This window comes from Vibrio sp. 10N.286.51.E5, assembly GCF_041469125.1.
In the GTDB taxonomy this organism is placed as follows: Bacteria; Pseudomonadota; Gammaproteobacteria; order Enterobacterales; family Vibrionaceae; genus Vibrio; species Vibrio crassostreae_C.
In genome coordinates, this window is record NZ_JBFRJZ010000012.1 from 33,891 (window position 1) to 50,731 (window position 16,841).

At 44.7% G+C, this 16,841-nt stretch carries 17 protein-coding genes and 1 pseudogene; 6 read left to right on the forward strand and 12 right to left on the reverse strand.

What is annotated here, in order from left to right; translation table 11 throughout:
- Positions 1-196 precede the first annotated feature (196 nt).
- The gene (locus tag AB4161_RS03965) at positions 197-1,072 is read left to right on the forward strand and encodes an endonuclease/exonuclease/phosphatase family protein (protein WP_017064569.1); all 876 of its coding nucleotides are present in this window, start codon (positions 197-199) and stop codon (positions 1,070-1,072) included.
- A gap of 163 nt (positions 1,073-1,235) precedes the next feature.
- Here the strand turns inward: AB4161_RS03965 and AB4161_RS03970 are convergent, their stop codons facing one another.
- The 5 genes from AB4161_RS03970 to AB4161_RS03990 all read right to left on the reverse strand — a co-directional run bounded on the left by AB4161_RS03970 (position 1,236) and on the right by AB4161_RS03990 (position 5,245).
- Complete coding sequence (locus AB4161_RS03970; RefSeq protein WP_016787649.1) at positions 1,236-1,667, reverse strand: YeeE/YedE family protein; 432 nt, start codon at positions 1,665-1,667, stop codon at positions 1,236-1,238.
- Positions 1,667-2,128 carry a YeeE/YedE family protein gene (locus tag AB4161_RS03975; protein ID WP_010429747.1) on the reverse strand — a complete coding sequence of 154 codons (462 nt, stop codon included), beginning with the start codon at positions 2,126-2,128 and terminating at the stop codon, positions 1,667-1,669. The genes AB4161_RS03970 and AB4161_RS03975 overlap by 1 nt, the downstream gene beginning before the upstream one ends.
- A 202-nt stretch (positions 2,129-2,330) precedes the next feature.
- Positions 2,331-3,563: a glycosyltransferase gene (locus AB4161_RS03980; RefSeq protein ID WP_372082848.1), complete on the reverse strand. Its 1,233-nt coding sequence runs from the start codon at positions 3,561-3,563 to the stop codon at positions 2,331-2,333.
- 97 nt (positions 3,564-3,660) lie between these two features.
- A complete protein-coding gene (locus AB4161_RS03985) occupies positions 3,661-4,125 on the reverse strand; it encodes a GNAT family N-acetyltransferase (RefSeq protein WP_029235379.1) in 465 nt (154 codons plus the stop codon).
- A gap of 22 nt (positions 4,126-4,147) precedes the next feature.
- Positions 4,148-5,245 (reverse strand): ketoacyl-ACP synthase III, encoded by a 1,098-nt coding sequence (locus tag AB4161_RS03990; protein ID WP_017060124.1) that lies wholly within the window; start codon positions 5,243-5,245, stop codon positions 4,148-4,150.
- Between the two features lie 122 nt (positions 5,246-5,367).
- On the opposite strand from AB4161_RS03990, the gene trxC reads away from it, so the two are divergent.
- A complete protein-coding gene (gene trxC, locus AB4161_RS03995) occupies positions 5,368-5,802 on the forward strand; it encodes a thioredoxin TrxC (protein WP_017060125.1) in 435 nt (144 codons plus the stop codon).
- A gap of 102 nt (positions 5,803-5,904) precedes the next feature.
- Here trxC and AB4161_RS04000 read toward each other — a convergent pair whose 3' ends face one another.
- Both AB4161_RS04000 and AB4161_RS04005 read right to left on the reverse strand, forming a co-directional pair.
- The gene (locus AB4161_RS04000; protein ID WP_017060126.1) at positions 5,905-7,584 is read right to left on the reverse strand and encodes a GMC family oxidoreductase; all 1,680 of its coding nucleotides are present in this window, start codon (positions 7,582-7,584) and stop codon (positions 5,905-5,907) included.
- Positions 7,577-9,180: pseudogene (locus AB4161_RS04005) on the reverse strand (long-chain-fatty-acid--CoA ligase). Before AB4161_RS04005 ends, AB4161_RS04000 begins: the two are co-directional and overlap by 8 nt.
- Positions 9,181-9,549: 369 nt before the next feature.
- Here AB4161_RS04005 and AB4161_RS04010 point away from each other — a divergent pair.
- Positions 9,550-10,575: an AraC family transcriptional regulator gene (locus tag AB4161_RS04010; RefSeq protein ID WP_372082849.1), complete on the forward strand. Its 1,026-nt coding sequence runs from the start codon at positions 9,550-9,552 to the stop codon at positions 10,573-10,575.
- Positions 10,576-10,632: 57 nt separating this feature from the next.
- On the opposite strand, the gene AB4161_RS04015 is transcribed toward AB4161_RS04010, so the two are convergent.
- Positions 10,633-10,872, reverse strand: coding sequence for a hypothetical protein (locus tag AB4161_RS04015; protein WP_017060129.1), 240 nt, complete (start codon positions 10,870-10,872; stop codon positions 10,633-10,635).
- Here AB4161_RS04015 and AB4161_RS04020 point away from each other — a divergent pair.
- Entirely contained in the window at positions 10,844-11,995 is a 1,152-nt protein-coding gene (locus tag AB4161_RS04020; RefSeq protein WP_029235229.1) for an MFS transporter, read from the forward strand. The two genes, AB4161_RS04015 and AB4161_RS04020, sit on opposite strands and share 29 nt — an antisense overlap.
- 134 nt (positions 11,996-12,129) lie before the next feature.
- Here AB4161_RS04020 and AB4161_RS04025 read toward each other — a convergent pair whose 3' ends face one another.
- Positions 12,130-13,023 carry an AraC family transcriptional regulator gene (locus AB4161_RS04025; protein WP_017060977.1) on the reverse strand — a complete coding sequence of 298 codons (894 nt, stop codon included), beginning with the start codon at positions 13,021-13,023 and terminating at the stop codon, positions 12,130-12,132.
- 50 nt (positions 13,024-13,073) lie between these two features.
- Here AB4161_RS04025 and AB4161_RS04030 point away from each other — a divergent pair, with 50 nt between their 5' ends.
- The gene (locus AB4161_RS04030) at positions 13,074-14,471 is read left to right on the forward strand and encodes an MATE family efflux transporter (RefSeq protein ID WP_136978233.1); all 1,398 of its coding nucleotides are present in this window, start codon (positions 13,074-13,076) and stop codon (positions 14,469-14,471) included.
- Positions 14,472-14,579: 108 nt separating this feature from the next.
- On the opposite strand, the gene AB4161_RS04035 is transcribed toward AB4161_RS04030, so the two are convergent.
- Together AB4161_RS04035 and AB4161_RS04040 are read right to left on the reverse strand one after the other, a co-directional pair.
- The gene (locus AB4161_RS04035) at positions 14,580-14,975 is read right to left on the reverse strand and encodes a nitrous oxide-stimulated promoter family protein (RefSeq protein WP_017060975.1); all 396 of its coding nucleotides are present in this window, start codon (positions 14,973-14,975) and stop codon (positions 14,580-14,582) included.
- A 3-nt stretch (positions 14,976-14,978) separates the two neighbouring features.
- Positions 14,979-15,494, reverse strand: coding sequence for a GNAT family N-acetyltransferase (locus tag AB4161_RS04040; protein WP_017067858.1), 516 nt, complete (start codon positions 15,492-15,494; stop codon positions 14,979-14,981).
- Between the two features lie 97 nt (positions 15,495-15,591).
- On the opposite strand from AB4161_RS04040, the gene AB4161_RS04045 reads away from it, so the two are divergent.
- Positions 15,592-15,801: a DUF2986 domain-containing protein gene (locus AB4161_RS04045; protein ID WP_017060973.1), complete on the forward strand. Its 210-nt coding sequence runs from the start codon at positions 15,592-15,594 to the stop codon at positions 15,799-15,801.
- Between the two features lie 114 nt (positions 15,802-15,915).
- Here AB4161_RS04045 and AB4161_RS04050 read toward each other — a convergent pair whose 3' ends face one another.
- On the reverse strand, positions 15,916-16,839 hold the full coding sequence (locus tag AB4161_RS04050; RefSeq protein ID WP_017062538.1) for an ABC transporter substrate-binding protein: 924 nt from the start codon (positions 16,837-16,839) through the stop codon (positions 15,916-15,918).
- Positions 16,840-16,841: the final 2 nt, after the last annotated feature.

Consider the following 16,841-nt stretch of genomic DNA (forward strand, 5'->3'; position numbering starts at 1 on the left):
CACCAACTTTGAGTATTGATTTGGATCAATAAAAAGAGAACGCTGACTAAGATCAATTCAATATTATTACGCTAGTTCTCAAGTCGAAAAGAAACAATGTAACAATAAAAAAACTCCTAAAAAGAGTTGAATTTTTGGTAAGTGTTGTAGGATAACGGCTCATCAATATTGGCAGACAAAATTAGGGATATTTGGCATGAAACGACTTCAAAACTGGATAATGTTAGGCTGCTTACTCAGTAGCCAGACATTTGCTGAACCTTTGACCATATCCAGTTGGAATATCGAATGGTTATCAACCAACGAGGCTGTGAATAAGTTTTCTGACAAACGTGATCAAGCTGATTTCGACAAACTCGCAACTTATTTTCAATCCTTAGACGCAGACGTGGTTGCGTTTCAAGAAGTCGATAACGTAAATGCCATTCAGCGTGTGGCTGGTGATCAATACAAGATATTGATGTCTGACCGGGCGCTATCTAAGAACAGCAACCGCCAATTTAAAGAAGTGAACCAATACACGGGATTTGCAGTTCGTAAAGGAGTAGCCCTCACCGACTACGCTGACTTTCCGCTTGAAACCACATCCAACAGTAAACTTAGGTTTGCCAGCTATATCGTTGTAGAAACAAACTTTAAACCCATTCACATGTTGTCTGTGCATTTAAAGGCAGGTTGTAGCGGAGCGTATAAGTCCAACCGCGATTGTTCTCGTTTAAAAGAGCAAGCTCAGCAACTGAACAAGTGGATAAAGCAAAGAGAGCGCAATAACGAAGACTACGCCATTCTTGGCGACTTTAACCATAACCTCGCTTACTCACGAGATTGGATGTGGAAAGAGTTATCACAATATACTGATGCGCAGTTAGCGACACGAAAGACCCGTGCAGATTGTAAGGTACGCTCTAACCGCAACAATTATCGCACACATCAGTTCCGCTCTGTTATTGATCATATTGTGGTGAGTGAGTCGCTAAATGCTTCTCCTGCAAAGCAGAAGGTATTTGAAACACAAGATGTTCTGGACTACAAACTCAGCGACCACTGTCCAGTTTCAACGACTATTAAATAGTAGATTTTAGATAACAGCAGATTGTAGATAACTGAAAATAATAGAAACAGTAAATATAGAAAGAGGCTGACTGACTTTCGTGCTGAAAGCGAGTCAACCTCTATGCTTGGTCAGCTCAGAACGGATAACGTCAAAGCCAATGTAATCAGCTATAAGCTTGCTACTAACACGTTTTGTTCATACGATCCGCCAGCCACATTCCCACCAGCATGCTTATCATAAACACCCACACCGTCGGGTTGCCGCCACTTAGGCTGGTTACCGCAGGGCCTGGGCAAAAGCCTGCAATCCCCCAGCCTAAGCCAAACGCTGTAGATCCAAGAATCAGCTTTCTGTCTATCAACGGATTGTTACGGCTATCTAACGGCTCGCCATTGATGGCTTTAGCGCGCTTTTTAATGACCAGATGATAAAACGGTGCAAAGACCAATAGCGCGCCACCCATGACGAATGCCAAACTAATGTCCCAGTTACCGGTAATGTCTAAGAAGCCGAGTACCTTCTCAGGATCAACCATCCCTGAGATGATCATGCCAGAGCCAAAAAGAATACCTGCGACCAAACCGATAACGATAGTAAATGAAGCGTTTTTCATTATGCCCCCAAGCCAGTCAGATTCTTGATAAACACGGTTACGATTGCCACACCCATAAATACACAGGTCGCAACAATAGAACGTTTAGATAAACGCGCCATTCCGACAATGCCATGCCCGCTAGTACAACCGTTCGCTGTTTTAGTACCAAAGCCCACCAGAAGGCCAGCAATAATCACTAAAGCGAGATTCATCTCTTCTAACTGCGGAAGTTGGTAGCCCGTTGGAATTAATAGCCAACCACTTGCGACCATTCCCACAACAAAGGCGATACGCCAGTGTTTTTCGGTGTTTGCTGTATCCGCATCTTTACGTTCTTTGTTGCTGGTGCCAGTTGGCAATAATCGGCTGACAATGCCACTAATGCCAGCAACTCGACCAATCCCCAACATTAAAACAATGGCCGACACGCCTAACAACATGCCGCCGAAAAAAGCATCCCAAGGAATCAAACTAAGCACAAACCTCTCCTATCCACAAACATCATAAACTCATAACAACCTATAAATTAGAGTTTACTAATAAATATAAATTAGTCAATGCTAATGTACTGCGAGTATGTGTCGTTTTGTAAGTCTGGAATTAACAAGCGCCCTGCATGAAAAAAGCCCCTAGGTGTTAACCTAAGGGCTTAAGATTTATTCTGTCTTTGGTAAAGAACAGCTATTTGACCTTGTTCTTCTCAGCAATCCATTGCGACATGTACTTAGTGCTCGCCATACTATGGTGCTTAAGCATTGAACCAAAGAAATTATCCAGTCGATGCGCATCAAGCTCAGAACCTAGCGCAGTCAGTCGCTCGATCAATTTGTCGCCCAGTTGATTCTGTTCATAGTGCGCTTCAAGAATTGAATGACATTGGCTTTGAGCTTTAAGCCATTTCTTTTCATCTTTATAAAGAGCGACAGCTTGTTCAACAAACTCATCAATATCATCTGACACTGCGCCCGGCCATTGCAGTTCACCTTGCGGTAGCATGCCTTCACTGCCGATCTCGCTGGTTACATTCGGAGTCTGTAGCTTCATCGCATCAAGTAACTTGCCTTTAATGCCTGCGCCAAATCGTAAAGGTGCAACACACACACGAGCCTGCTCCATCACTTCTTGAGCATCTTTAGCCCAACCTTTGATATGGAAACCGGTTTTTGGATTATGCAAAGCGGTTGCTTTCGGCGGCGGATAAGATCCATAAATATGAAGTTCAGTGTCAGGTAACTGTTTACGAATCTTCGGCCAAATCTTCTGTAGCTGAAGTACGGCATCCCAGTTCGGTGCGTGTCTAAAGTTGCCTATCGTCATGAAATGCTTACGTTCTTCAAAGCTTTTCGTGCTTTCAGGAAGCGTATTAAGATCAACCATGAACGGCAGATGATGAAGCAGTTTGGGATCGATATTGAACTCAGATTGAAGCAGTTCCATCTCGTAACTTGAAATGATCAACGAAAGATCACAGCGCAAAATCGCGGCAATTTCACGTTTAGCCAAGTCACTGTACAAGTGTGCTTTGGTCAGATCTGTTTCTTTCTTAACCGCTTCGTGTCGAGCATTACGCAGAAACTGTAAGTCTTCCGTATCCAGTAACTTAAAGGCATTCGGGCATACTTTCTCGACACGCCAACCAAACTGTTCTTCCATCATAAAACGGTCAAACATCACAACATCGGGCTGCAGCTCTTCAATGTAATCGTCAAAGCTATCGCAATTTAACTGTATAGATTGGCTTGTGATGCCCTCTTCAGAGAGATCAATCATGTGCTCGGTTTCTTGAGCGGGTGTTGCAAATTCAACTGACCAACCTTGTCTCTTAAATAGACGTAAAAGAGACATCATATGGCTGCCAGCCGCCGATGAATTCGGTTCTGGCCAAACGTAGCCAATTGCTAAAACTTTCTTCAAAATACTTCCTAAGAAATAACAAAAGGGCCACAGAAGCCCCTAATAAAACGTTAATCGAGTTATGCCGCTGATAATAATGGTTCTAAGAACTCAGCGATCAGATTCGTTCACCTACATTGCGAGCTATCATAAGCACTTCATCGGCTGAGTAAAAGTTTGAAATCGTGGTTTCGACTTGAGCGCCCAATGTCGACTGATAGAGCTTTTGTGCAAAGTTATCTGCTCTGGTGGTCACTAATACATGTTTTAGTGTCGAGCCCTGCTCTGATAGCTTCTGCTTCACTTGAGGCAAAGAGTCTAGAATCAGCTTTTTGCCCAATCCTTGCCCCTGAGCACTCGGTAACACAGCAAGTTGTTCTAGCTCCAAAACAGCTTCAGGCCTAAACCCACTCTTTTGAACCCAAATAATGTAGCCGACAATCTCGCCATCGCTTTCAGCAACAAAGTTAAGAAAGCGTGGCGCAGCATTTAAGTTACATTGTAACCAATTTTTTGAGTTTTGCTGTCGAACAAAAGTAGCTTGGTGAACTAAAGCCGCTCCATCGAGGTCGGCTTCTGTCATAAAACGAACTTGCGCCATGCTGCTACTCATTCTCAGAATTAGGACGCGTTTTACAGTGTAAAATGGCTCTCTCTAGAAGTTCTAATGCCGAGCTATCTGCTTCTGGAAGCTTAGCGTCCGATTGACCTAACGGATCAACACGGCTACCCCACTTAATATGGCCTGCCCCCCAAGTTAAACCGGCACCGAATGCCGCCACAAGGATGTTTGAGTTCGGTTTAACAAAGCCTTGCTCTAACGATTCACACAATGCAATTGGCACAGTCGCAGCCGACGTGTTGCCATAGTTTTGAATGTTCACAAACGCTTTCTCACGTTCAATGCCCGCCATATCACACAGAGTTTGAATAATTCGGATGTTCGCTTGGTGCGGAATCACAACATCGATGTTTTCAGTTGAGATGCCAGTGCGACTCAATACTGTATGTGCTGCAGCGCCCATTCCTTTCACTGCACGCTTGAAGATCTCTTTACCAACGAAATCAAAATCCCAGTAACCGTTATCAGCAGCAAAGCGGTCCATAGACGTACCGAATTTTGGTACTGCTAGAATGTCACGGCCCTCTGCGTCACAACCGATTTGAGCTTCTTGTAAACCCACTTGTTCTTCAGTACGCGATAAAACCACAGCGCCAGCGCCATCACCGAATAGAACCGCAGTATCACGCTTGGTCCAGTCGATGAAGAATGAAAGACGCTCTGCACCCACAACGATCGCATTGCGGTAGTTGCCCGCTTGAATCAATCGAGTTGCTGTTTCAACACCGTAGATAAAGCCTGTACACGCTGCATTAAGGTCAAAAGCTGCTGCGCTCTTGATGCCTAAGTTCTGTTGAACTTTAGACGCGGTATTTGGAATAAGAGAGTCTGGACTGCACGTCGCTACGATCACAAGATCGATATCTTCGGCTGTTAAACCAGCACACGCCATTGCATGTTGAGCAGCAACGGTCGCTAGCTCAGAGGTATTTACATGACTGATACGACGATTTTCGATACCAGTTCGAGTACGAATCCACTCGTCAGACGTATCAATGAAAGTGCTTAAATCATCATTGGATAGCACGGCTGGTGGCAGACACTTTCCCCAGCCCGTAATTTCAGCGTAAAATTTTGTCATCATTTACCTGCTTATTGTTTGTTTTTATTTGAGTATCTTATTCTTGTTTTAAACAGTATAAGCGTTCCGTACATGATTCGTAAATCGCGTTAGGCACGGAGACGCATAAAAAAGAGAAAGTTATGTCTACATTCAACACACGTTGCCCTTCTTGCGGTGGCGTAAACCGAGTTCCTTCAGAAAGAATTTCAGAAAGCCCTACTTGTGGTAAGTGCAAAAACGCACTTCTAGACGGTGCACCAATCGAAGGTACGTCACTGAATTTCCAATCAATTTTGAACAGTTCACAGCCTGTCGTTGTCGATTTTTGGGCGACATGGTGCAACCCATGTGTAGGTTTCGCACCTGTGTTCAGCGATGTCGCTAAAGAGCGCGCTGGCGATGTTCGATTTGTTAAAATTGATACCGAAGCTCAACAGCAACTGGCGGCTATGTATCAAATCAGAAGCATCCCAACGGTGATGGTGTTCAAGAACGGTCAACGTGTTGATACGATTAACGGTGCACTGCCAAAAGGTCAATTTGATCAGTGGCTTAATCAAGCACTAACTAAGTAATACTATTGGTTAAGCTATTGATTTAGCATTACTTAATTCTAAGTAAGCACACAAAAATAGGTTAGAGAGTCTTACCAAATCAAGACTATCTAGCCTACTGTTTTATTTATGGTTATCACTTAACTTCTTGAATAAAACTACAGCTTCGCCTTTCGCTTGAATATTAGATTCTTGCTTGCCAAACCCGTATTGCTGTTTGATTTGATCTGCGACTTTCTCAGCAATCATAATGGTTGGTGCATTGGTGTTTGCCCCAATCAGTGTCGGCATCACAGAAGCATCAATGACTCTCAAATTATCCAATCCATAAACTTTGAGATCTTTATCTACCACAGCTAAAGAATCGCTACTAGGTCCCATTTTACAGGTCCCGATCGGGTGATACTGAGTGTCTGCACGATTGCGAATATCTTGCTCGATAGCCTTGTCATCACTGGCGTCCACAGGGTAGAAAGCATTGCCTCGGATATCATCAAACGCGGAACTCTCTAACATTTGATACTGCTTCTTCCAGCCCTTAATCATGATCTCCATGTCTTCAGGATGACTGAAAAACGCAGGATCGATCTTAGGCGGATCATAGGGATCATTACTATTGAGCGTTACGGTGCCGTAGCTCTTCGGTCGCAATAAGGTGACATGAGATGTAAAGCCATGACTGGTATGAATTTTTCTAGCATGGTCATCTACAACAGCGACCACAAATACAAACTCTAAATCCGGTACAGCGATATGATCTTCGGAACAGAGAAAGCCTATTCCCTCTGCAAAATTACTGCTCATTTTACCGCGGCGTTCTTTGTGCCATAGTGGTAAGGCTTTGGTCATTTCAGAGGCCATTTGCAGCGAGATACCAAAAGTTTCACGCTTTTCACTGCATTTATACGAATGTACTAAGTCGATATGATCTTGAAGGTTCTTGCCCACTCCAGGTAATTCATGAACCTGTTCGATTCCATGTGTCTCTAGTTCAGTTTGAGCACCGACACCAGACAGTAACAGCAATTGGGGAGAACCAAACGCGCCAGCGGAAAGAATCACTTCTTTATTGCATCGTATCTGATAACGCTTTCCGCTAGAACCATATTCAACACCAATCGCCTTCTTGCCTTCAAACAAAACCTTATGTGTGGTGGCTTTAGTCACGACCGTGAGATTCGATCGTGAAAGGTTTGGCGTTAAGTAAGCCTTGGCAGCACTGCATCGTTCACCATTCAGCTGTGTTACCTGCGTCGGCATCGCCCCAAACTGAGCAGCGCCGTTAATATCCTCATTGCGAGGTACACCTATCGATTCACACGCCGTTAAATAACGTTCCAACATAGGGCTTGGCGATCTAAGATTGGCCACATTAAGAGGACCACCTTGGCCATGGAACTCATCTTGGTGGACTTCGTTGTTTTCTGCTTTCTTAAAGTAAGGCAAACAGGATTCATAGTTCCAGCCAGCATTGCCCAAGCTTTCCCATCTATCGTAGTCATAGCGATGTCCACGAGCGTACATCATGGCATTGATAGAGCTAGAACCGCCAAGTGTCTTACCTCTAGGCTGATAGCCTTTACGACCGTTCAAACCCGGCTGTTCAACCGTTTCGAATGCCCAATTATTGAGTTTGGTTGGCATCATCGCCACCACGCCAACGGGTGTGTGAATGAATGGGCTGGTGTCTTTACCACCCGCTTCTAACAAGCAAACCGTCACATCAGGATCTTCCGACAGCCGAGAAGCCATCACACACCCAGCTGAACCACCGCCAACAATAATAAAATCATAACTATCCATTTGCCATCTCCGCTATTTCTAGTGGGTGTAACTCACGCTTCAAGATTTTTCCGGTTGCTGTCATGGGTAAGGCTTTACGAATGAATACCTTACGCGGGTATTTGTAGTCGGCGAGTTGCTCACGACACCATGCTATCAAGGCGGCACTATCACATTGCGTATGTTCGTGAAGAACCACTGCGCGTGGATCTCCTCGCCTAAATGTTCATGATGCTCGCCTACCACCGCGACCATTTCGACATCGGGGTGACACATCAACACTTCTTCGACTTCACGTGGATAAACGTTGTACCCACCACGAATAATCATGTCTTTAACACGGTCAACAATGAACAAATTGCCATGCTCATCGACGCGACCGATATCTCCCGTTAAGAACCAACCATCACGAATAGATTCAGCTGTCGCCTCTGGCCTTTGATAATAGCCTTTCATCACACTTGGGCTTTTAATGCAGACTTCGCCGAGTTCACCCATAGCGACAGAGTTGCCTTGTATATCAGTAATCTTGATGAGGTGGCCACATAAAGGCTGACCGACACTACCCGATAAACGATCGCCATCAATATGATTAAAGGTCGCAACCGGCGCCGTTTCCGAGAGCCCATAACCTTCTAAGACTGGTAATTCAAAACGAGATTCAAACTGTCGTATAACCTCAAGCGGCATAGAAGCACCGCCAGAAACACCTAACCTCAAGCTGTGTTTAACCTGTTCAGAGCGTTTGCTTGTGTTTTCTAAACTATCAGAAGACTCTTCTCCCGCCTTTAATAGCGCGATATACATAGTAGGAACACCCGCAAACACGCTGACTTTATGGCTAATGATCTGTTCAATAACCAATGACGGTTCAAAACGAGGAATCAACACCATGGTGGACCCTGTTAGCACACTCGCGTTCATCATCACCGTCTGACCGAAGCTATGGAATAAAGGCAGTGTAGCCATTGTGGTGTCGCTGTACTCCAATCTCATTAGATACTGTGACGACATCGCATTGGTTTGCATGTTGGTGTGGGAAAGCTCAGCCCCTTTTGGTTGACCCGTCGTGCCAGAGGTATAAAGGATCACAGCGGTATCATCGCCATGACAAGCCACAGACTCAAAAGGAGTAAAAGGTTGTGCCAACCAATCAGCGATTGATTCATGCTCCTCATTACTTTCTAAAGTAGTGTCTGTGTTTGTTGGGATAGGCATCTCGACAAAGTGTTCACAGTGGTTTGCCTGCTCAAAACCTTGTAAACCATAGCGACCAATTGGAAGCTCTTCACTGCCGTCAAAACATAAATAGGCCTTCGCGTTAGAGTCATTAAGGTGATAAGCGATCTCTCTGGCCTTGAATAGCACGTTCAAAGGCACGACTACACAACCCGCTTTTAGAATCCCGTAATAGGCTATCGGAAAGTAAGTCACGTTCGGGCATGACAACGCTACCTTATCTCCGTTCTGCAACCCAAGTCTTTTCAAGTTAGCAGCCACGTTTCCAGAAAGTTGTTCTAACTGAGAAAAACTGATTTCATCCGATCCCATACGCATAGCGGCTTTAGTTGGAAAAAGCGAAGCGCTACGCTCCAAATTAACAGCAAGATTGTGCATCCATGATCTCCTTGTGCGGCTTAGACCTGTTTGTGACGGTCACCGTAGACGTTCTAATCGTTGTAATAAGTCTCTTTCTTGTCATCACGAGCCTGCACATTGGTGTGTCATGTAGATAAGAGTCGTTATTGAGCAAAATGTTTGAGACGCTCCAATGTGCAGCCCGATAAATTACAACATTTCGATAACATTTCGAACAGATTTCAAAAAGACAAAAACCGGTGATATTCGGACACAGCCTGCGCTAGCCCAATAAAACCTTGCACACATAAACCAAAATTTGGAACAAGCTTGCGAAAGTGAGAACAAGCAACAGGCGTAAATGTTAAAAGTTCGGTTAAGATATCGATATTCAACAAGAGGCAGCTTATGGAATACACCGCAGTTTACGAACCCGACATGCAAGCATTCGGCATTCTGGATCTTCAGTTGCTGCATCGTTACCTGTCGCCTGTTCTCAGTATCGAAGAGTTGCTCGAAGGCAGTAACATCGATGCTCTCCAACTCAACACACCCGATACACACATCACTTTGGCGCAAAAGCTTGCTGTGTTCAGTAATGCGTTAGCGAATTCCAACGAAGACGGATTGGGGCTTAAAGTTGGCCAACAAGCGAGGTTCAGCGATTTCGGCGTGCTCGGTTATGCGGTGTTTAGCAGCGAAACACTACTCGATGCCTTTTTAATCGGGTTTAAGTATCTGCAACTTGCTGGCCCTGTCCTCAGGAAAACCATGTCTGTAGAAGACAACATTGGTTACTTTCGCGCAGAGCAACTTATCGAACTCGATTCTTTACTGCCCTTTTGTTGTGAATACTGGTTCGCAGCGATACACAGTTTGTGCGAAGAGGTCTTACAGCAGCCCTTTCCTTCTCAAGTGATCCGCTTCCCCTATCCAAAACCTGAATACGGCGATCTATACACAGAGATTTTCCGCTGCCCGGTTGAATTCAATAGTGACCGGCTTGAATGGGAGTTCGACGCAACCACCTTGTATTCATCTCTTCCTACCGCCAACCCCATCACTTTACAGATGTGCTTAAAATCGTGTGATGACATGTTGGCAAAAGTCAGTGCACCCAGTAGCCTCAAAGAGAAAGTCTCTCAGATGCTGATTGAAAGGCCAGGATGTTACCCTTCTATAGAATCCATTTCTTCAGAACTGGGCATGTCTTCTCGAACTCTGCGTCGTCACCTGAAAGCAGCGGATACGAACTATCAGAAGATACTGGACCACGTTCGTTTTCACCTTTCTCGACACTACCTTTCTTCAACTCAAATGAGCATTGAAGAGATATCTGAGCGCGTTGGGTTTTCAGACAGCGCTAACTTTCGACATGCCTTTCGTAAGTGGAGTGGAAGCTCGCCACGTCAATACCGTAAAGAAACGGTCTAACACTTAAAATCCCACTCAATCCAAATCATAAAAAGACAATCACGCTGCAATCTTTTTCTAAATTAAACCACCAATGAACAACGGCTTAACGACTTTTTGCCCGCATAAAATCTCGCCAAACCACCAAATATCGCAACCGTATTTTAGTTTAGTTGGTCGATAAATTTCTTTTATCTTAACGACCATTTTTATTTGTTTTACCCAATTCAGTTTCTCCCCCATAGTCGCGGAAAATTCATCGTTTCTTTTACTATCAGAGGCTCCTGCATTGGACAACATCCAACCAACAACTCGCATAACTGTTCCTGTTATTGCATTGTCTTTTTACGCGATCGCTTCAGGCTACTTAATGAGTTCATTACCATTAATGCTGTCTGAGTATGGCTTAGACAAAGATCTATCGAGTTGGTTGGCGAGTGCATTCTATGCAGGTCTACTGGCTGGTACATTATTGATTGAACGTGCCATTGCGCGTGTTGGCCACAAAGATGCGTTCGTCATCGCATTGAGTGTGTTCATCGCAACGATCCTTGTATTGCCATTGATCCCACACCAAGCAGTATGGCTACTAGCTCGCTTTGTGGCTGGTGTGGCGGTTGCAGGTATCTTCGTGATTGTAGAGTCTTGGCTAATGAGCGGTGACGAGTCACAACGCGCAAAACGTCTCGCTATCTACATGTGTTCACTGTACGGCGGTTCTGCAGTTGGTCAGCTTGGTATCGGTTACCTAGGTATTACTGGTGGCGTACCTTTCATCGCAATGTTCACCCTTCTGTTTGGTGCGATCATTGTGCTGATGTACGGACAAGCAACTCCACCACAGATCCACGATGCGCAATCTTTGTCTTTAAAGCAGATCAGCAAATTAAGCCACAGCGCGCTAATTGGCTGCATTGTTTCCGGATTAACGCTAGGTGCGATTTACGGCTTGATGCCAGTTGAACTTGCTCAACGTAACATTGCACACGAAGACATTGGTGGTTTGATGGCTTTGGTTATCATGGGTGGTATGGCTGTACAGCCGATGGTGACTTGGTTATCTCACCACGTAGGACAAGTGTTATTAATGGCTTTGTTCTGCCTGCTAGGGGTTGCAAGCATTGGTGTGCTGACTATCAATCACGATTTCTACGTACTAGGCATGAGCTTGTTCGTATTAGGCATGGCCACATTTGCGCTATACCCAATCGCGATTAACTTAGGTTGCCGTAACCTTGACCCAAGCTACTTGGTGTCAGTGACTCAAATCATGCTACTTTGCTACAGCATCGGTTCTGTTGCGGGACCAATCGTTGCAGACAGCTTTATGGATTCACAAGCAGGATTGTTCACTTACCTGTTCGCGTCTCTACTTGCTACAACGATCTACATGTTGATTGCTAGCCTAAAGCGCTCTCACCTACAGATTGCAGGCGAGTAAGCTTAAATAGACAGACACTAGATGCGTGTCATTAGGGCTCCGAGTTCAGACTTTATGTCTAAGCGAAGGGCTCTTTTCAACTCATGCCTATATGTAACCTTCTTCTCCCACACTTCTCATTTCATCGCGCAAGGCTAACCAAGAAGTCGATGGCTCTTTCGATATTGACTGGGTGACAAACCGAAATGCTTTTTGAAACGATGCGAAAAGTTATAAGGATCTTTGTAGCCTAAGCGATTAGCAATCATAGAAACTGACCAATCTTGATATTTCAGTAGACTGGTGGCTTTGTCCATGCGTAATTGAATCAATTTACTGCGTGGTGAGAGGTTGAATAGCGTCTTGGTGACTCTATTGAGTTGCTCTTCACTGATAAACACTCTTTCAGCCATCCCTGCCACTGTCCATGGCTGATGCAGACTACTTTCAATTTCGTTATAGAGCGCTTGAACACGTGCAGTGGTGCTGGTCGACTTAGGCTCAAACCCCGTCAATGTTCGGATAATTTCACTCAAGAGTAACTTACGGTAACTGGCTCTACCGCCTATCTCAAAGTAAACCAAGTTCATTAATGACCAGATCTGCTCACACTCTCCAAAAGGCACAATCCCCTGTCCTAAACTTGCTATGTGCTGCCATTGCTTGGTGTCAGGCGTCAGCATCCACGCCATTTTCCAATAATTATATTGAGGATCGAGTTCAAAACGAAATGGGGTTTCAGCAGGAAGCACCACGAGTGTATAAGGTGTAATCGCTTGGACCGATGTTGCGGTTGTTAGAATGCCGCCACCTTCCATAGTGAAAATCAACGTATGAACATTAACGGATTCGCGCTCAACCCAGTAGCCATCATATAGCTTCGCCATGCCGCCCATATAGACACCAAAGCTTTTCATCTCTGGAATATCTTCAACGGTCAAAAAACGTTCTTTGCACTGTTCAGCGAGAAAAACATCATCATGCCAAGTTGATTTTGGTCTCATTGAATCAATGACGGATTCGCACAGGTTTTGTTGTTTTTTAAACATGTTGTTACTTCGCTCAAATCACTATAGTTCTGCCATAAATCGGAGAGCTTATGACAACTAACATCAACCCTAACTCATCTATGAATAACAAGCCAGAGAGCATCTTACCTCGTATCGTTAAACTGGGTTTACCTGTTGCTTTACAAAGTGCGCTTGTCGCTATTCTTGCCCTTGCTGACGTATTAATGGTCAGTGATTATGGTATGGAAGCAGCTGCGGCTGTGGGAATTGCATCAAAATGGCACTTCGTTGCTATTATGATTATGGCAGGGTTGGCCTCAGCAAACGGAACATTAGTCGCTCAATACTGGGGAAAGAACGACCGAAAAAGCGCGCGAACGGTATCATCTATCGCAATGGTGTTTGGCTTAAAAGTTCTGCTGCCTGTTACTGCAATCATCACTCTTGGTTCTCAGTTTTTAATGATGTTGCAGACCAGCGATCAAACCGTGATTGAACTTGGCGCGACTTACCTGTGGTATGGATTCCCTGTCCTTCTGCTGACTCACATTGTGGTCGTGGTAGAAGCAAGCATGCGCTCATCAGGTGACACCGTAACCCCGCTACTATTAGGCGCGGTGACCATTGCACTCAACATTGCGCTTAACTTCGTTCTAATCAAAGGTGCCTTTGGTATTCCCGCTATGGGCGTAGCAGGTGCAGCACTAGCGACGACACTCGCTCGCGCAATTCAAGTCGGCTTGATGTATAGCTACATGCGCATGCGTAAACATTGGTTGTTAACCACGCCTAGCTCACCACATCGTCCATCATTGTGGCTATCTTACCGTCGTATTGCTTTGCCACTAACGATGAATGCCGTGTTATGGGCAATGGGTACTATGGCATACCAAATGATCTTCGGTCACATGGGCACAACGGAACTTGCTGTGTTCTCTATGCTCGCGCCTTTTGAGTCGCTGTGTTACTCGATATTCTTTGGTATTTCTGTAGCGTGTTCCGTGTTGCTTGGTCACTCACTCGGTCGTGATGAGTTTGATGACGCTATGAGTATGGGTCTGACGTTCATCAAAGCCGTGGTTGGTTTTGGTGCGGTTGTAGGCTTGCTATTGTTTATGGGTAAAGAGCACGTTCTGTCATGGCTAAACCTGACCAAAGACGCTTTATACCCGCTTGCTTCACCTGCGATGATGATCATGTGCTTTGCGGTCGTGATTCGCATGCTCAACATGGTGATCATTAACGGTATTATTCGTGCTGGTGGTGATAATGCGTTCTGCCTTCGCATGGATTTCATCGCGATGTGGATGGTGGGCATTCCAGTATGTGTTTACGGCGCGTTTGTCGCTGAATGGGACTTTAAATACATCTATGGTCTAATGTTGGTAGAAGAAGTCGTGAAATTGACCATCTGTTCACACCGTTACTTGAGCCGACGCTGGATCAACAACCTAACGGTGACCTACGAAGAGCCTCAAGCGGCGTAAGTTTCAGTTACCTGGCTATATTCAAACTTAGATAAAACGTATCTACATAAAAAAGGTCTGAGAAATCAGACCTTTTGCATTTCTTTAGAAATTACTTTAAAGCGCCACTTACTTCTTGTTCATTCGGATATGGCGGTTCGACACATTCGGCAACGGCTTTTCAGGCACTTTCCGTTTCTCATGAATCAGATGTCGAATCGCTAATATCGGATGCTTAAGTAGCATTCTTGGCCCGGCATAGCGCATCACCAATCGCATTTGCTCTTTCGGGTCTGGTTTATAGCAATGAATCGGACACTTATTACAGGTCGGTTTTGCTTCGCCATAAGGACATCTATCCAGTCGTGTTTCGGCGTAACGCAACAGTTGCTCACACTCCTCACATAACGCGTTATTCTGACGAACTTCACCGTGGTGATCTTTGCAATAGATGTGCACCATCGCAATAACGGTTTTGTACTCCGTTGCGAGCTCACCTTGTAGAATATTGTTATGTTGGAACATGTTTTAATTACCTAATGAGAAACCGTACAGGTTGAGATTAACGCTTTCGCTTATCACATCTTCAACTCGCTCGAACACAAAGCCTAACTTAGTCAGTAGTGTGATACTTCGAATGTTATCAGAGGTAGTGATGGCAACTAAATGATCGATATCAGCATTCTGCTTAGCTTGTTCAATTATCGCCTCCGCGGCTTCTTGGGCAAAGCCTTGACCATAAAACTCAGGAGCAAACCCGTAGCCAATATCATGCGACGCTAAGGTGTCTCTTTTTATTAATCCGCAGATACCAATTGGCGTTGAAGTTTCTTTGATTTCAACCATCAACAAACAGACACCCTTCTCTTCATGCATCTTAAGAATGTTGTTTTCAATGTACTCGACAGCCTTTTCAGTGTCGTTGATTTCCTTATCACCAATGTAACGCAGGAAATCTTCTGAGCTGTATAGTCGTTGAATAAACGCCGCATCTTGAGGTGTGATCATTCTTAATCTTAAACGTTCGGTCTCGACTGACTGCATAGTGATATTTTCCTTGCTGAATACCATGTAAATATTGAGTTCTAGAGCTAAAATGATTATCCTCCACCGCCTAAACTAAATACAAGGCTATGCAGCAATGAACCGTAAGAAAAAAATCAATCAAATTCTAAAAAAGAAGCAGAAACAGGCGAATTCTAAACTGCATAGTAGCAACAAGCCTCGCTACATCTCTAAAGCTGACCGTGCAAAAATGGAAGCTGAAGAACAAGCGAAAGCAGCTCAAGAGCAAGCTGAAGGTTCAGTAGAAGCAACGGTTGAAGCTGAAGAGACAAAAGCTGCAGAGTAAGTTTATACTCGCAGTCCTCTTGTCTGACACTCTTTTCAGAGCCAACAGACAAGAACAAAAAAGCAGCCTCAAATTGGGCTGCTTTTTTGATCCTACCATTTTTAATCGCGCTGGTTAGCCTTTGAATGGCTGCACTTCCCAACGGGCAAACGGTGCTTTTGCGTTGATTCCCGCTCTGCCCCAACGATCAACAGAATCCACTACCAAGATACGCTCATTCGGTACCAATGATTTAATCAAGTTGCTTGGCTTTTTCGCTGTAACTAACCATAGAGCATCATCTTCCGAAAACATCTCTTTAAGCTTGGCTTTGTCCTGCTCTGTCCATTCCAGTTCAGCTTTGAACATGCGTTCTTCAACAAACAGTTGGCTGCCAGAGGCGAAATCTTCCAAGCTTTCTGAAAGCAACAATACTGAATCTACGTCATTGTCGAGCAATACTGCTTGCTGCTTGTTGATCAGTTCACGAACATCCAACATCACACGTTGTAAGTTGCTATCAATCGTTTCAGCTTGCGCAGGCCACAACAACTTAAAGTCGTCAGCCACAATCGCCGCCATACGTGTTAAGTTGGTCGGGTTTAACCATGCGTATTTAGACACATCACCATTCGACAATGTAAGCGCAGCAACGCCTTGTGCACGCGGTGTAATCGCTTGAGCGGCATCAACCTCAACTAAACGGATATTGCTTTGTCTTGCGTATACAAACGTAGGGTCGGCTTGCCAGATCGATGACAACGTTACCGCAACGGTCGCCTTTTCACCCGATTGAAGCACTTTACTCGCACCCTTGGTACCAAACCAATTCGGCAGACGGTCAATACCGTAGCGCTTAGGTGGTAGATATTCGGTGGTAATGTCCGTGCCTTTGGTTAGCTCTGTCGCCAATGCATAAGTCACAGGTGTACTGGTTAGGATGTCTTCTGCATTCACGTTCAGTGACATCACAGAACCAGCCATTAATACACTACCAAGTACACTCACTTGAGCCGTTGCTTTTACTGAGCTAGCGATACGATTCATTAAACAAGTCATGA

Excerpts from the sequence above, each read along its gene's own strand:
- AB4161_RS03965 (WP_017064569.1), top strand. The coding sequence starts at position 197 with ATGAAACGACTTCAAAACTGGATAATGTTAGGCTGCTTACTCAGTAGC.
- AB4161_RS03970 (WP_016787649.1), bottom strand. The coding sequence starts at position 1,667 with ATGAAAAACGCTTCATTTACTATCGTTATCGGTTTGGTCGCAGGTATT.
- AB4161_RS03985 (WP_029235379.1), bottom strand. The coding sequence starts at position 4,125 with ATGACAGAAGCCGACCTCGATGGAGCGGCTTTAGTTCACCAAGCTACT.
- AB4161_RS03990 (WP_017060124.1), bottom strand. The coding sequence starts at position 5,245 with ATGACAAAATTTTACGCTGAAATTACGGGCTGGGGAAAGTGTCTGCCA.
- trxC (WP_017060125.1), top strand. The coding sequence starts at position 5,368 with ATGTCTACATTCAACACACGTTGCCCTTCTTGCGGTGGCGTAAACCGA.
- AB4161_RS04000 (WP_017060126.1), bottom strand. The coding sequence starts at position 7,584 with ATGGATAGTTATGATTTTATTATTGTTGGCGGTGGTTCAGCTGGGTGT.
- AB4161_RS04010 (WP_372082849.1), top strand. The coding sequence starts at position 9,550 with ATGGAATACACCGCAGTTTACGAACCCGACATGCAAGCATTCGGCATT.
- AB4161_RS04015 (WP_017060129.1), bottom strand. The coding sequence starts at position 10,872 with ATGCGAGTTGTTGGTTGGATGTTGTCCAATGCAGGAGCCTCTGATAGT.
- AB4161_RS04025 (WP_017060977.1), bottom strand. The coding sequence starts at position 13,023 with ATGTTTAAAAAACAACAAAACCTGTGCGAATCCGTCATTGATTCAATG.
- AB4161_RS04030 (WP_136978233.1), top strand. The coding sequence starts at position 13,074 with ATGACAACTAACATCAACCCTAACTCATCTATGAATAACAAGCCAGAG.
- AB4161_RS04035 (WP_017060975.1), bottom strand. The coding sequence starts at position 14,975 with ATGTTCCAACATAACAATATTCTACAAGGTGAGCTCGCAACGGAGTAC.
- AB4161_RS04040 (WP_017067858.1), bottom strand. The coding sequence starts at position 15,494 with ATGCAGTCAGTCGAGACCGAACGTTTAAGATTAAGAATGATCACACCT.
- AB4161_RS04045 (WP_017060973.1), top strand. The coding sequence starts at position 15,592 with ATGAACCGTAAGAAAAAAATCAATCAAATTCTAAAAAAGAAGCAGAAA.
- AB4161_RS04050 (WP_017062538.1), bottom strand. The coding sequence starts at position 16,839 with ATGACTTGTTTAATGAATCGTATCGCTAGCTCAGTAAAAGCAACGGCT.